The 14,430-nt window shown below is 44.4% G+C and carries 12 protein-coding genes and 1 pseudogene; 11 read left to right on the top strand and 2 right to left on the bottom strand.

Annotated elements, in window-relative coordinates:
- Positions 1 to 1,039 precede the first annotated feature (1,039 nt).
- The 6 genes from ICN46_RS05835 (at position 1,040) to ICN46_RS05810 (ending at position 8,393) form a co-directional block, all read left to right on the top strand.
- The gene (locus ICN46_RS05835) at positions 1,040 to 1,870 is read left to right on the top strand and encodes a hypothetical protein (RefSeq protein ID WP_216205859.1); all 831 of its coding nucleotides are present in this window, start codon (positions 1,040 to 1,042) and stop codon (positions 1,868 to 1,870) included.
- Between the two features lie 46 nt (positions 1,871 to 1,916).
- Positions 1,917 to 3,038, top strand: coding sequence for a bile salt hydrolase (gene bsh / locus ICN46_RS05830; RefSeq protein WP_216205857.1), 1,122 nt, complete (start codon positions 1,917 to 1,919; stop codon positions 3,036 to 3,038).
- 99 nt (positions 3,039 to 3,137) lie between these two features.
- Complete coding sequence (locus ICN46_RS05825; RefSeq protein WP_216205855.1) at positions 3,138 to 4,826, top strand: amidohydrolase; 1,689 nt, start codon at positions 3,138 to 3,140, stop codon at positions 4,824 to 4,826.
- A 684-nt stretch (positions 4,827 to 5,510) separates the two neighbouring features.
- Complete coding sequence (locus ICN46_RS05820) at positions 5,511 to 6,227, top strand: gluconate 2-dehydrogenase subunit 3 family protein (RefSeq protein ID WP_216205889.1); 717 nt, start codon at positions 5,511 to 5,513, stop codon at positions 6,225 to 6,227.
- 21 nt (positions 6,228 to 6,248) lie between these two features.
- Complete coding sequence (locus ICN46_RS05815; RefSeq protein ID WP_216205853.1) at positions 6,249 to 8,018, top strand: GMC family oxidoreductase; 1,770 nt, start codon at positions 6,249 to 6,251, stop codon at positions 8,016 to 8,018.
- 6 nt (positions 8,019 to 8,024) lie between these two features.
- Positions 8,025 to 8,393: a c-type cytochrome gene (locus tag ICN46_RS05810; RefSeq protein WP_216205851.1), complete on the top strand. Its 369-nt coding sequence runs from the start codon at positions 8,025 to 8,027 to the stop codon at positions 8,391 to 8,393.
- Positions 8,394 to 8,402: 9 nt separating this feature from the next.
- Here the strand turns inward: ICN46_RS05810 and ICN46_RS05805 are convergent.
- Both ICN46_RS05805 and ICN46_RS05800 read right to left on the bottom strand, forming a co-directional pair.
- A pseudogene (locus ICN46_RS05805) lies at positions 8,403 to 9,155 on the bottom strand (amino acid permease); the annotation flags it as partial.
- Positions 9,156 to 9,342: 187 nt separating this feature from the next.
- A complete protein-coding gene (locus ICN46_RS05800) occupies positions 9,343 to 10,674 on the bottom strand; it encodes an LVIVD repeat-containing protein (protein ID WP_216205847.1) in 1,332 nt (443 codons plus the stop codon).
- A gap of 207 nt (positions 10,675 to 10,881) precedes the next feature.
- Here ICN46_RS05800 and ICN46_RS05795 point away from each other — a divergent pair, with 207 nt between their 5' ends.
- The 5 genes from ICN46_RS05795 to ICN46_RS05775 are packed head-to-tail and all read left to right on the top strand — an operon-like array spanning position 10,882 to position 14,425.
- Complete coding sequence (locus ICN46_RS05795) at positions 10,882 to 11,796, top strand: amino acid ABC transporter substrate-binding protein (RefSeq protein ID WP_370625486.1); 915 nt, start codon at positions 10,882 to 10,884, stop codon at positions 11,794 to 11,796.
- A gap of 33 nt (positions 11,797 to 11,829) precedes the next feature.
- Positions 11,830 to 12,618 carry an amino acid ABC transporter permease gene (locus tag ICN46_RS05790; protein WP_216205845.1) on the top strand — a complete coding sequence of 263 codons (789 nt, stop codon included), beginning with the start codon at positions 11,830 to 11,832 and terminating at the stop codon, positions 12,616 to 12,618.
- Between the two features lie 11 nt (positions 12,619 to 12,629).
- Positions 12,630 to 13,298: an amino acid ABC transporter permease gene (locus tag ICN46_RS05785; protein WP_216205842.1), complete on the top strand. Its 669-nt coding sequence runs from the start codon at positions 12,630 to 12,632 to the stop codon at positions 13,296 to 13,298.
- 30 nt (positions 13,299 to 13,328) lie between these two features.
- On the top strand, positions 13,329 to 14,063 hold the full coding sequence (locus tag ICN46_RS05780) for an amino acid ABC transporter ATP-binding protein (RefSeq protein ID WP_216205839.1): 735 nt from the start codon (positions 13,329 to 13,331) through the stop codon (positions 14,061 to 14,063).
- Entirely contained in the window at positions 14,063 to 14,425 is a 363-nt protein-coding gene (locus ICN46_RS05775; protein WP_216205837.1) for a hypothetical protein, read from the top strand. The genes ICN46_RS05780 and ICN46_RS05775 overlap by 1 nt, the downstream gene beginning before the upstream one ends.
- Positions 14,426 to 14,430: the final 5 nt, after the last annotated feature.

The raw sequence follows: 14,430 nt of genomic DNA, 5'->3' as shown, positions 1-14,430 counted from the left end.
CTTCAATTAAAGCTAAGCCGCCGCAAACACCCGAGCAGGCTAGGGTGGCTAGCTTACAAAATCAGAAAGACACTGCTAGTAAGGCATTAAAGGCAGAGCGTAATCGACAAAAGATTAAACGAGCCCATCAGCAGATTTCAGCTGCTCGTGCAAATATCTAGCCGCGTAGTTTTTTGCGCCGCTCGAGATTGCATCCCCCACCTGATTTACGCTAAGCCCCATCAAAATAGCTAATGTGCAAAATCACGCCAAAATGCAGTGGTTTTGCCGATCTTTGTGCTTTATTAATTTCTCTGTTCATGGGGACGAGAGGCATAGTAAAAATGGTTTGCCAAGGCTTGCTGTGGGGTCGCCCGATTTAGTGTCGGTTTAACCGACCCTCAGCCTGCGAATGCCACACACCATATAGTCAGTTCCACCCAATACCAAGATTCTCGGTGCGTATAGGACACCAGATTTAGCCAGGCTTATGCTATTGTGTAAGTTATTGTTTTTGATCATTTTTACAGCTTCTAAGGCGTAGGTCGCACGTTCGAATCGTGCTGGGCAGGCCAAAATTTCACTGGTCGATGAGATTTACTCAAAAACCCCGATTTTATGATGGTCTGTTGACCAAATTTTGACCCGGCTCGCCCAACATATGGAACGCCATAAAGAGTGTAGGTTGATCAGTAAATGTGTCATATAAACTGAAAAATTTTGACATGGAAAGTACTTAAATTCCATATTTTTACTGCTAATTGATTAGGGTAACTACGCCCCGCATGACCCGTAAATCTATTCGTGTATAAAGATAATTATTCTAATTAATACATATATTTAAATGAGTGGGGCTTAAATGTTCTTCAAAAGTTTTTTGATTGTAGTTTTGCCTGTCTTAATCGTCACTTCACCAGCGTTTGCTCAAGAGAGTAATACTTCAAATCCACTACCAAAAGTCTCGCAAGAATGGAGCTTTGAAGTTACTCCCTATGCATGGATGCCTGGAATTAAGGGCACTATAAATTTTGACAATATTTGATTCTGAATCACTGATCCCATGAAAACATTCAAACGTATTCTTGTCGTTATCGCAACGACTACATTGTCTAGCCTAGTAACTGCTCAAAACAGTAGCGCTCCTGATGGGGGTGTGGATAAGGTCGGCATTGCTAAAAAACTAGCCAACCCGATTGCCAATATGATTTCGGTGCCACTGCAATACGAATTTAGTCGTGGTATTGGTAAAAATCAGGGAGGTTCAGAGCAGACCTTGCTCTTTCAGCCGGTAACTCCATTTGATCTTGGTGGCGGAGACACTTTTATTGTTCGCCCGATTGTTGCCGGTGTCAGAGAGGTCAGTGTTCAGGCTGCTAATGGCCAAAGCTTTTCTGGTTATGGTATTGCTAGCGTTACAGTGGAATCGTTCTATGCACCTAACACCAATTCATCTTGGATCTGGGGGGTAGGTCCCTATGCCGTATCCCCCTCGGGCAATAGCGGCAAGTTTGGCTCGCAACAAACTGGTGCCGGTGTGACGGGTGTAGTTCTCAATCGTCATGGTCCCTGGACGTATGGATTGCTAGGTTATCAGTCTTGGAGTGTAGGTGGCAATCCAAGCTATGGCACACAGAACAATTTATATGGCCAGCCGTTTGTCGCTTTCACTAATAAGGACGCATTTACTTATACGTTAAATATGGAGGCGCAATATAACTATGACACGCATCGCACATCCAACCCCCTGTATGCCGGCGTATCGAAATTGATGGTATTTGATGGCGTACCTTTGCAGTTTGCCGCTGGCCCTATGTATTACATTAGCAATACTCCAGGTGGTCCGTCAGGATGGGGCGCTCGTGCCACAGCAACCTTGGTCATTTTGAAATAAACAAAAGCGTTGGAAGGCTGACACCAGACTTTATATAAGGATTCATATGAAACAAATCATCACTCATAAAATTATTGCTACATCAGTCTCACTAACCTTAGTATTTGCTCCCTTTTTGAGTGAGGCATGTACTGCTGTGAATATCACTGCAAAAGATGGCTCTGTTGTTGCGGGTAGAACAATGGAGTGGGCTTTTGATATGAAGTGGCAGTTAACCGTCAATCCCAAAGGTACAGCTATCGCCTTAACTGCGCCTAGTTCAATGAAATTGCCTGCAAGCAGTATGTCGAGTAAATATGGATTTGCAGGTATCTCACCAGCCATCCTACCAGGACCACCTGCCTACTTAGAAGGTCAGAATGAAGCTGGTCTTGCGATTAGTGGAAACTTCTTGCCAGGCTTTACTGAATACCAGACAGTCAGCCCACAAGATAAGAACTACGTTTCGATTCTGAATTTAGGCGGCTTTATTTTGGGGATGTTTGCTACAGTCAAAGAGCTACGTAATGAATTACCTAAATATAAAGTTTGGTTTGATCCAAGTGAAGTAAAGGGTTTGCCAACCCCACCATGGTTACATTTTGTTTTAACTGATCGAAGTGGCGAGAGTATCGTGATTGAGTTTGTAAAAGGCCAAATGGTTATCCACAACAACCTGGCAGGCGTCTTAACCAATGCTCCAACCTATGATTGGCACCTGAATAACGTACGCAACTATTTGTCACTCACAGCAACTGCTACCCCCTCTGTGACTGTTGGCAAGGTTAATGTAACTGAGTTAGGACAGGGCGGTGGTTTGATTGGCTTACCAGCGGATTACACGCCACCATCGCGTTTTGTCAGAGCTGCTTATCTCAGACAGCTTGCCTATCAGCCTAGCAATAGCATTGATGCTGTTGCGTTAACAGGTCATATTTTAGATAATGTGGACATTCCTATGGGAGTTGCAAGATCCACTGATGGCAAGCAGGTAGTCTCTGATTACACGCAGTGGATCAATCTGAAGGATTTAAAAAACAACAAGATGAAGATTGCTAATTATGCAAGTCGTACTAACTTTATCGAGATTGATTTGAACCAAATGTTTAAATCTGGAAAAACGAAAAGCTGGTTAGTGGATAAATTGCCTTACCCACAAAACGATTTGACAGCAGAACTCTTAAAATAAATTAGTAGATAAACCGCCTTCGGGTGGTTTATTTTTTAGTGCATCAAACTAGGTTCATTTGTTCATTAAAATTTCAAAACCTTAATACCTCGGCCATTTATGCGTATCCTCAAAATTATTTTCTCTGCAGTTCTTCTTTCGCTAGCCACCCAAGTCTTAGCCGACAATGCAGTGATTTATTTCAATGGTGACATCCTGACCATGGAGGGTGATAAGCCACAGTATGTTGAAGCAGTCGTGGTGAAGGGCAAGAAGATCGCTTATGTCGGTAATCTGCGAGACGCTTTAAATGGAGCCGGCACTAATCCAGTAATGCAGGATTTAAAAGGTCAAACTTTATTGCCAGGCTTTATTGATGCCTGGGGCCACTTTACTCTGATTGCTCAGAACACTCTCGCTGTCAATTTGGGGTACTTTTCAAAAAATCCGCCGAAAACTACTAAGCAGCTAATAGACCGCTTGAAAGCAGAAGCAAGACCATTTAACGGTTGGATTATTGGCGCAGAGTATGCAGACGCCTTTCTTACCGACGGCCCCTTAACCATTGCTCAGTTAGATGCAGCATTTCCTAATCAACCAGTATTTGTTAATAATATTTCTACCCTGACTGGGATTGTGAATTCTGCGGGTCTAAAGAAGCTAGGATTTACTAAAGCCACTAAAGTGACACAAGGCATGCTGCCCGTTGATCCAAAGACAGGAAAACTTACTGGTGAGTTAATTGGCGATCCTAATTTCGAGGCAACAGCGAAGGTATTCGGTAAGTATTCTCAAGATTTAATGATGGAAACTTATCGCAAAGCCGAACAGATCTATGTCTCAAATGGATACACTACTGCGCAAAGTTATGAAACTACGATTCAAGATATTAGTAATATGCGCCAAGCACTTGATCGTAATGTGATCAGCTTAGACCTGATTGCGCTGCCCACCTATGATGTGGTTGATCAATTGCTTGAAACTAATAAAAACTATCCTTTTGGAGTCTATACCAAGGGTGATGGCGGCTTTAAGGTTGCTGGAATATTGGTTTCTACAGATGGTGCACCACAATTACGTTTGGCCTATTTCACCAAGCCTTATATAGACACCACAGGATTTCCAAAAGAATGGCGCGGTATGGCTGTTGCTTCCCAGGATTTGGTCAATAAGTACGCAAAGTTAGCTTATGAAAAAAATATCCAGTACTTCGGCTATTCCAATGGCGATGCTGGTATTGATATGGCGCTTTCTGGAATTTCTAAAGCAATAAAAGAAACAGGCGTTACTGAAGACCGCAGATCAGTAATCTCACATTCATTCTTTGTTCGTGATGATCAGCTTGACCAATACAAGGCGAATAAAATCCTGCCCCAATTTATGCCTAACCACATTTGGATGTATGGCGATGTGTATAGACAAATTTTAGGGGGCGAGAGGGCTAGCAATATGGTTCCGCTCAATTTGGCCAAAGCAAAAGATATGCAATTTGGACTGCATAATGACACGCCATCATCAGGGCCAAGTGCATTGTTTACGATTTGGACCGCGGTTAATCGCAAGACCTATGGAGGTAGTACTTTAGGCTCTGGTCAACGCCTTGATCCTTATACAGCGCTACGTGGCTTTACTGCTGTGCCTGCATATCAGTACAAAGAAGAAGCATCAAAGGGCACTATTACAGCTGGAAAACTTGCGGACATGGTGATTCTTGATCGCAATCCAATGAAAGTAGACCCAATGGAAATTAAGGATATTCAGATTGTGAAGACCATTAAGAATGGTAAGGATTTGTTTATTCGTCCATAGTTAGACATATGGCTTTTTAGTAGTTAACTAACTTTCGGGCGATAGATTACTTTGAGATAGTCAACAGTCAAATGCTGCGCTGTCGGCTAAACCGACAGTAAATTATTCAGTCCGCCAATTAAGCTCAAACTGCATTGCACAGCCCCGATTTTTGCGTTTAAGTCATTGAAATCATTAGACATTCAAACAGACACGAATTCTTCTAAAGGCGTAGGTCGCACGTTCGAATCGTGCTGGGCAGGCCAAATTAACAGACCTGAACTCTAGACTGGCTATTCTTGTCTAGGCGATCGACTTTGGTAAAGGTAAAGGGCAGAGGCAAGCGCCAGTAAAGAGAAAGCAATCGGTCCATGATAGCTAGCGTGTGCGAGCTGCAGCTCCCAACCAAATCCCAAGAGCAGGGTGAACTGCTGTCAATTTAGGTCCACGACCAAAGAGAGTCTTTCTATAGTAAATCATTGCAGTGATGCGATCAAATACTCAGAATTTTTCCATTGTGAGAGCTTGTATATGCCTGATATTAATCCGCCCTCAGAAGTTTTTTATAGATCCCCAGTTACTGAGGGCTGATTATTTTAAATAAAGGGTATTCCCTTATTTTTATTGTTCGGTTTGGTCGCCAACAAGAATCCGAATGATTTAATATTTGAAAGACTCTAATAAAAATATAAGTAGGAGACCAATATGGAGCAAATTCCAACGAATCGACGCCGCTTTTTAAAGGGTGCCTTAGCTGGTGGTGCAGTTGCTGTCAGCGTGGCTTTGCCAAATACTGCTCCAGCAGAAAGCAAGCTGGCTGCTGGAGCAAAGGCTAGCAATCTTAATCCAGCTTATTTATTTTTTAATATGGAAGAGCAGTCCTTTATAGAGGCTGTGGTGAATCATATGATCCCTGCGGATGCCTTATCTCCTAAGGGAACGGAGATTGGGGTCAATATTTACATTGATCATGCTTTGGCCAACGGGTGGGGCAAGGGCGAGCGCCTTTACAACCACGGCCCTTGGAAGACGGGCTTGCCAACTCAGGGCTATCAACTGCCCCTGACCCCAGCTGAGCTGTATCGGGTTTGTATTACGAAGGCCAATATTGCCTGCGTTGAGCGTCATGGTAGGCCGTTTGAGCAATTATCTGAAGCTCAGCGACAAGATTTTTTGCTTGCGCTGTCTGCTGGCAAGATCGACTTTAAGGATGGTCCTTCATCTAAAACTTTCTTTGACATGCTGTATCAGAACGTCATGGAAGGAATGTTTTCTGATCCGATTTACGGTGGAAACCAAAATAAATCAGGATGGAAATTAATTGGCTTCCCAGGTGCCATTTCGATGCATGCTCGGGACGTTGAGACCTATCTTGATAAAAGATATACCGCGCCTATGTTTGGCATTTCAGATCTCAGTTGATACGGAAGATACGGAAAACCGATGGTTACTAAATTAAAAGAGACTGATGTTGTCATTGTGGGCATGGGGTGGACAGGGGGCATTCTGGCGAAAGAGCTCTCTGAAGCAGGTCTCAAAGTGGTTGCGCTCGAGCGGGGCGATATGCGCACTGCTCAGAATGATTATGCATTGCCGAATATTCGAGATGAATTGCGTTATGTGATTCGACAGGAGTTAATGCAAAACGCCTCAAGAGATACCTTGACTGCGAGAAATAATCCCTCGCAAGAGGCGCTACCAATTCGTCGCTTAGGCTCTTTTTTGCCTGGTGAAGGGGTGGGAGGTTCAGCTATTCATTGGAGTGGTGGAACATGGCGCTGGACTGATATGGAATTTAAGATTCGCTCAATGTATGAAGAGCGTTATGGCAAGAAATTTATTCCTGCCGACATGACGATTCAAGATTGGGGAATTACGTATGCCGAGCTAGAGCCTTACTATGAGAAATTCGAGGCAGTCGCTGGAGTCTCTGGTAAAGCGGGCAATATCAAAGGTGTTATTCAAAATGGGGGAAATCCTTTTGAGGCCTACCGCAATCGCGACTATCCGCTGCCACCTCTTAAAAATATCTTATCGGCGAAATTATTTTCAAGCGCCGCATCCGATCTTGGGTATCACCCCTTTCCTCGTCCAGCTGCGAATGCATCCCGGGCTTATACGAATCCAGACGGCTCACATTTTGGTGCATGTCAGTACTGTGGATATTGCCAACGCTTTGGTTGCGAGGCGAACGCTAAAGGCGGCCCCCAAATGACCGTGATACCGATTGCCATGAGTAAGCCTAATTTTGAGCTACGTACGCAGTCATGGGTCACTAAGGTCTTACGAGACTCGAGCGGAAAAAAGGCAACAGGGGTGCTGTATACCAACTTAGTCACTGGAGAGGAGTATGAGCAGCCCGCCTCCATTGTGCTTTTATGTGCCTTTGCATTTAATAATGTGCATCTCATGCTTTTATCTGGGATTGGCAAACCCTATGATCCCGTTAGTGGAAAAGGGATTATTGGAAAAAATTATGCCTACGATACTGGCGTAGGAAGCACCTTATTTTTTGAGGGAAAAAACTTCAATCCATTTATCTCTGCCGGCGGAACCAATAGCGTAATTGATGATTTTTATGGAAACTGGGATTTTGATCGATCCGGGCCGGGCTTTATTGGTGGATATATTGTTTCAGCTGGACACAATACTGCACTGCCGATTGGTTATCGTCCAACCCCACCAGGCTCGCCTAAATGGGGAAGTGAATGGAAGGCTGCTACTGCAAAGTGGTATCAAACTTCGATGGGAATTAGTACGCGCTCAGGAGTTTTACCGCATCGCCATAATTACTATGAGCTCGATACGGTGTACAAGAATGCATTTGGCCAACCTTTAATGCGCCTCACTTTTGACTATAAAGAGAATGAATTAAAGATGGGTATGCATGGCGCTGAAATTGTTAATCGCTTGTCCCAGCATTTAAATCCAACGCGACTAACAAAAGCATCTGCAGAAAAAAAATCATGGAATGTCGTCCCCTATCAAAGTACGCACAGTACTGGGGGCACCATCATGGGGACAAGTCCGGCCAATAGTGCAGTAAACAAGTATCAGCAAAGCTGGGACTGTAGCAATTTATTTATTCTGGGTGCAAACGTCTTCCCCCATAACAGCGCATATCAGCCAACAGGATTGGTAGGCGCCTTAGCGTATTGGACTGCTGACGCGATTAAAAATCGGTATATTCAAAAACCCGGACTATTGGTCTAGATCACTATGAAGATGCAATCTTTTTTCTTTCTTTCCCTGTATTTGCTAGCATTCACTAAATCTGCTGTTGCGCAGGATGCGTCTATCGGTAAGCAACAGTTTCAAGATTGTATAGCCTGTCATAGCACTAAGGCCGGCGAAAACCTTTTGGGTCCAAGCTTGTTTGCTATCTATGGACGACCAGCTGGCACTGTAGAGGGCTATAGATATTCAAATGCCGTTAAAAAAAGCGGCGTTACTTGGGATGCTGCTTCCTTGAATCGATATATTGACGATCCTCAAGGGTTCATCCCTGGTGGACGTATGCCTTACTCTGGGATGGCTGATGAAGAAAGCCGCAAGAATCTCATTGCCTACCTCAAGACACTGCAATAAAAAGTCAGCCTACTTCTTTTTATGTTGGCGTAATTTAAATCTTACCAGCGGGATCACACCCAATAGCAAGCTTCCCAGTGCAATGGTAAAGGTAAGCTTATCAAAACTAAGCATTGCTAAGATTGCTGCGCTCCACAAGGCAATCGCAGAGACTGTTGGCCATAGGAGCATCGTAATAAATAGACCCACAGACCTTACGGCTTCTTTGCGGAAATACCATGCACAGGCAAAGCCAGCCAGTCCGTAATAGTAGGCGGCTTGGACGCCAATGATGTTGATGGATGCCGCCATGACAACGGCAATGCTTTCTGAGCTCAGCGATAGCAATAGGGTAATGATTCCGAAACAGGCAATTAAAAAAGTAGCTGCATAAGGCGTTTTCCAGTGGGGATGAACTTCAGACCAGCGTTGATGAAATATCCCATCTCTTGCCTTAGAAAACATTGTTCTGGAAAATTGCAACATCGATGTTTCGATTGTGCCAATAGTGGAGAGAATGAGTGCCAGTACGGCGACATAACTCCAGGGCTTGGGGATAATCTTTTCAGCAACTGCAAAAATGATGTTGGTGCCAGATTGGGTGATTTCATCATCACTTAGAGACATTAAGGAAATGCTGGCAAAGGCAGTAAACGCTGCAAGGATAATAAGGATGGCCCCAACAATGCCGTAGCCTGGCGATTTTTCAGGATTCTTGGTTTCTTCTGTTAGGTTGATTGCGACATCCCATCCCCAAAAGAAGAAGAGGGCAATCACAGCGCCATTAGCAAAGCTACTTTAGCTCATTTTTCCAGCTTCTAAGGCGTAGGTCGCACGTTCGAATCGTGCTGGGCAGGCCAGACTCTCCTTTCCCCCTGATAAATTACGCTGCCAATATGGCATTTTCTAAAGCAGGCTGTAATGCCGAGAAAAAACGCTCTTGAGCGGCTTTTTTTGATGCTGTAACTGATTAATTTTTTACCGGTCCTTTATACCGAAGAATGTAGATACCTTGTTGTGCTCCACCGGTCACATAGATGTATCCACGGTTATCGACAAAGACATCTTCCATGCGAACAAAGTTTCCGTAAGAGGGTATGTAAACCTTCTCAGGCAAGCCTGCAATAAAAGAACCTACTTCTCTTGGCATGCGCTTGTCTGATACATCATAAACACGCAGGCCGGCATTAAACCAAGTTAAATAAACTAAGTTCCCTTGCTTTTGCACGTTTGGGTTGTATTGCAATTGATTCATATTGTGCGGACCAAAACGCCCACCCTTGTCGCAGTAGTTTTTGTAGGGTAAGCCTGGTGGCGGCACTGGAGTCGGGAAGCGACCCACTGCAAAAGGTTTGGCTGGATTCGAGATATCTACCACGGTGGCGTGATCCAAAGGACCCTTGCAATCAGAGATAACGGATTCTGAGTTGACGTAGACTAATTTGCGGTCCAGCGCTGGTGAGACGGTATGCACATCGAAGCGATGACGCTGCTGGAACTTAGTTTGGGATACGAATTTAGGTTTTGAAATATCGCTAATATCCAAAATAACCATGCCCGCATCGCCATAAGATAGGTAGACTAGATTGCCGTCTACAAAGTTCGGGTTATGGAGATTGATGTTAGGGTCTTTCTGGGGTGTTTCTCCACCCGCAACGTGCTGCCCTGGTATCCACCATCTTCCAACCTCAACCGGTTTGGCTGGATCGATGATGTCGAGGATGACGTAGATATCACCGTCATACCCTTTCATGTCAGCAGCGAGATGCACATAACGTCCGCCAGAATATGAATTACGGTGAGTGCCGCGTCCATTGGGGTTATCGGTATGCCAGCGCCCCAATTCTTTAGGATTGAGCGGATCCTTGACGTCAAAGAAGATCACGCCTGCTTCGTATGGTTTTTTAGGATCCATACCCGTGCCCTCACGATTTTCTGGGCGACCCAAGGCTGCAACCATGATGCCATCGGCAATATCGACTTGAACGGTATTAGTATTTTCTGGCCCAGGTATGAACTTAACTACTTTGGGGTTTTTAGGGTCGGTTACATCAATCACGCTCCAGCCTGGAACGCTATAGTGAGCGGTAATTGCATAAAGGCGATCGCCTGCGCGAGTGAGGGCAATCTTAAAGCCGGGCTTGCCATCTACAGAGGTATAACTCACAACCTCCATGTTTTGTGCCGACCATCCAGGAGGAATGGGATCTGCATTAGAGGTGCCTAAAAAGCCAACTAAGCTGATGAATAAAACAGAAGATAGCACTCTTGGTAATCTGAAAGTTCCCAAATGCAGGTTCATAAAGGTCTCCATTTATCTAGTTTGACTCACTTTACTCCAGAATTTATGGCCTGACTATCCAACTTCAAAACCCCACTTTTTAAAGCCCTGAAGGGATATCTAATGGTTATTTAAGTGCTTAATTGGGGGTTCATGCTCGATTTGCTTCGGTATCTATAGATATACTAGTGAAGATATTTTTATCTGAATAGGTGATGGGTTATATACGTGAAAAGTAAAAATTTGCATAGAAACTGTTTAGTTGCGGTTGTTTTCTTGGCGAGCGTTCTTACTGCCCAGGCTGCAAGCCCTACTTTAGACAAAATTAAATCTACCGGCGCTATTACCATGGGGGTGCGCGAATCTTCCATACCGATGTCGTACGCCACCGGTGGCTCGAAATTTGATGGCTATCACGTTGAGATTTGTCGCCTGATTTTGAATGACATTAAAGACAGGCTTGGCCTGAGCACTTTGCGCGTTAATTATCAACCCGTCACCTCACAAAATCGCGTGCCTCTCATCCAAAATGGCACCATTGATATTGAGTGCGGCACAACTTCCAATACAGCAGCACGTGCTAAAGACGTAGGTTTTGCTAACACTCTTTATGTTGAGGAAGTTCGTATTGCAGTAAAGGCAAACTCAGGCATTAGCTCCATCGCTCAACTCGTTGGCAAGAAAGTTGCAACGACTACAGGTACAACTTCAGTTCAGCTATTACGTAAGCATGAAAAGGCGAATGGCGTTAATTTTGACGAGGTATTTGGTAAAGATCACGCTGATAGCTTCTTGTTGTTAGAGTCCGGAAGAGCGGATGCCTTTGTGATGGACGGCTCAATTCTGGCTGGTAATATTGCTAACGCCAAGAATCCTAAGGACTTCAAAATCGTTGGCGAAGTTCTGAGTACTGAGCCCATTGGCATCATGGTCCCTAAGAATGACCCAGAGTTCAAGGCAGCAGTGAATACTGCGATCGCCAAAATTGTTGCAAGTGGAAAAATGCCTGCCTTATGGGATAAATGGTTCTTAAAACCCATTCCACCGAAAAATATTGTTGTAGGTCTTGAATTGTCTCCAGCTACTAAAAATGCTTGGACTAATCCAAACGATAAACCTGCGGAAGATTACGCAAAGAAATAATTTGAAGCAATTTAACAAAAGCGAGTTATTGATATGGCTTTAGATCTAGGTGTTTTTTGTCGAAACACCTTAGACGGAGAGTTAGTTGATCACTGCTTCTCTGCGGTCTTTGGCTTTGCCAAAAACAGCGATCCTAGTTATTTAGATTGGCTTATTAAGGCATGGGGTTGGACATTAGCCGTTGCTGGTCTCAGTTTAACAATTGCTTTAATTTTGGGTGCTGTTATGGGTACCTTGCGCACTTTGCCTGATGGTGGAAAACTCAACCAATGGTTGGTTCGACTATCTACGGCTTGGGTAGAGTTATTCAGAAATATCCCTATCTTGGTTCAAGTCTTTTTGTGGTACCACGTTATTCCTGCATTTATCTTGCCACTGAAGCAGCTCCCTTCTTATTGGCTGGTCAGTATCGCCTTGGGATTTTTTACCTCTGCTCGGATTGCAGAGCAGGTGAGGGCAGGTATTCAGTCCTTGCCTAGCGGGCAATTCGCTGCCGCAACTGCCTTAGGCCTCACAACCGCTCAAAGCTATCGATATGTTCTATTGCCCATGGCTCTGCGTATTGTGATTCCGCCATTGACCTCAGAGAGCATGAATTTGATTAAAAACTCTTCAGTGGCTTTTGCTGTTTCTGTTCCTGAATTGACCTTGTTTGCTATGCAAGCCCAAGAAGAAACCTCTAAAGGTGTCGAGATTTATTTGGCGGTTACTTTGCTCTATGCCTTTTCAGCGTTCGCCGTCAATCGCATCATGGCCACGATTGAAAAACGCACCCGTATTCCTGGGTTTATTGCATCTCATGATGCAAGCTTGGCTCACTAGGAATTACGCGTATGTTGACCCTAGACTTAAGTTTTTACAATTGGGATCTTTTTACCAATTACATCCTCAAGGGCTTGTTGTTCAGTGTGCAATTAACTGTGTTTGCTACTATTGGTGGGATTGCATTTGGAACTGGCTTGGCATTAATGAGGCTGTCAGGTAAACCCGCTCTAGCGTATCTGGCTACTTTTTATGTCAACATCATGCGATCCATTCCTTTGGTGATGGTGATTCTTTGGTTCTTTCTTCTTATTCCGATTTTGATTGGCAAACCGATTGGTGCCGATCTTTCTGCGACGATTACCTTTATTGCTTTTGAGGCCGCCTTTTTTTCAGAGATTGTGCGTGCTGGCATTCAATCTGTTTCGAGAGATCAGGGTTACGCAGCAGAAGCGCTGGGTATGACTTATGGTCAGAGTATGCGTTTTATTGTTTTGCCACAGGCTTTCAGAAATATGATCCCCATCTTCATGACCCAGACCATCATCTTGTTTCAAGACACCTCTTTGGTTTATGCCATTGGTGCTTATGACTTACTCAAGGGATTTGAAATTGCCGGCAAGAACTACGGTCGCCCAATCGAAACTTATATTTTGGCTGCGGTAACTTACTTTCTCATTTGTTTCTCACTTTCCAAAGTGGTGCGCAAGATCCAAGCCAGCGTTGCCATCATTCGTTAATTAGCCCTATTCCAAAGCGCATAAATCATCATGATTGAACTTCAAAATGTCTCAAAATGGTACGGCTCTTTTCAGGTGCTAAGTGATTGCACTACCTCCATTAAAAAAGGAGAGGTAGTGGTAATCTGCGGACCATCTGGTTCTGGTAAATCCACGCTGATCAAAACTATTAATGCCTTAGAGCCCTTTCAATCAGGGGAGATCTCGGTTGATGGTGTGAGGTTACATGACCCAAAGACTAATTTGCCAAAGTTAAGAGCAAGGGTAGGGATGGTGTTTCAACACTTCGAACTATTCCCGCACTTAAGCATTACCGACAATCTGACGCTCGCACAAATTAAAGTCCTTGGTAGATCGGCGGAAGAGGCCAAAGTGCATGGCCTGAAATATCTAGAGCGCGTAGGTTTGATGGCGCAAAAAGATAAATTTCCTGGGCAGCTTTCTGGTGGCCAGCAGCAGCGTGTAGCGATTGCTCGCGCCCTTAGTATGGACCCCATCGTTATGTTATTTGATGAGCCCACGTCAGCCCTAGATCCAGAAATGGTGGGGGAGGTTTTGGATGTAATGGTGAAGCTAGCAAATGAGGGTATGACCATGTGTTGCGTTACTCATGAAATGGGCTTTGCACGCAAAGTGAGTCATCGTGTCATTTTTATGGACCAAGGAAAAATCATTGAGGATTGCACTAAGGATGAGTTCTTTGGAAACCCTGACGCACGCTCCCCAAGAGCTAAAGATTTTTTATCTAAAATATTGGCCAACTAATGAATACATTTTACGCACCTAAATATCTCGGAATATTGCTGATCACTATTGTTACTTTGTCTGCTTGCAGTATCACTAAGATCGAGTCTCGACTTGAAGCCAACCCTCAATGTAAGGAAGTTGTGAATCCCAAAACGGGAGCAACAATGCCTTGTCCAGGCCCCGAACAATTTGTGCGTGCTCAGGCAAGTACGCCATCGGTTGGTATGACTTCTGTAGTTCCTGCAACCCCTTCGACTTCAGGTGTGCCCAGTTCAACTATCCCAGTGGCGGCGCCATCACCAAAGGCTCAGCCAGTACCGCCTTGTAAACCGCAATTGAATACCAAAACTGGTAGCTTGATGCCTTGCCCTAACGGCTAATTTTT

Origin of the sequence: Polynucleobacter sp. Latsch14-2 (assembly GCF_018881925.1) — a bacterium.
In the GTDB taxonomy this organism is placed as follows: domain Bacteria; phylum Pseudomonadota; class Gammaproteobacteria; order Burkholderiales; family Burkholderiaceae; genus Polynucleobacter.
Note: the sequence above shows the minus strand (reverse complement) of the source record. Positions and strands in the feature narration are given on the sequence as shown.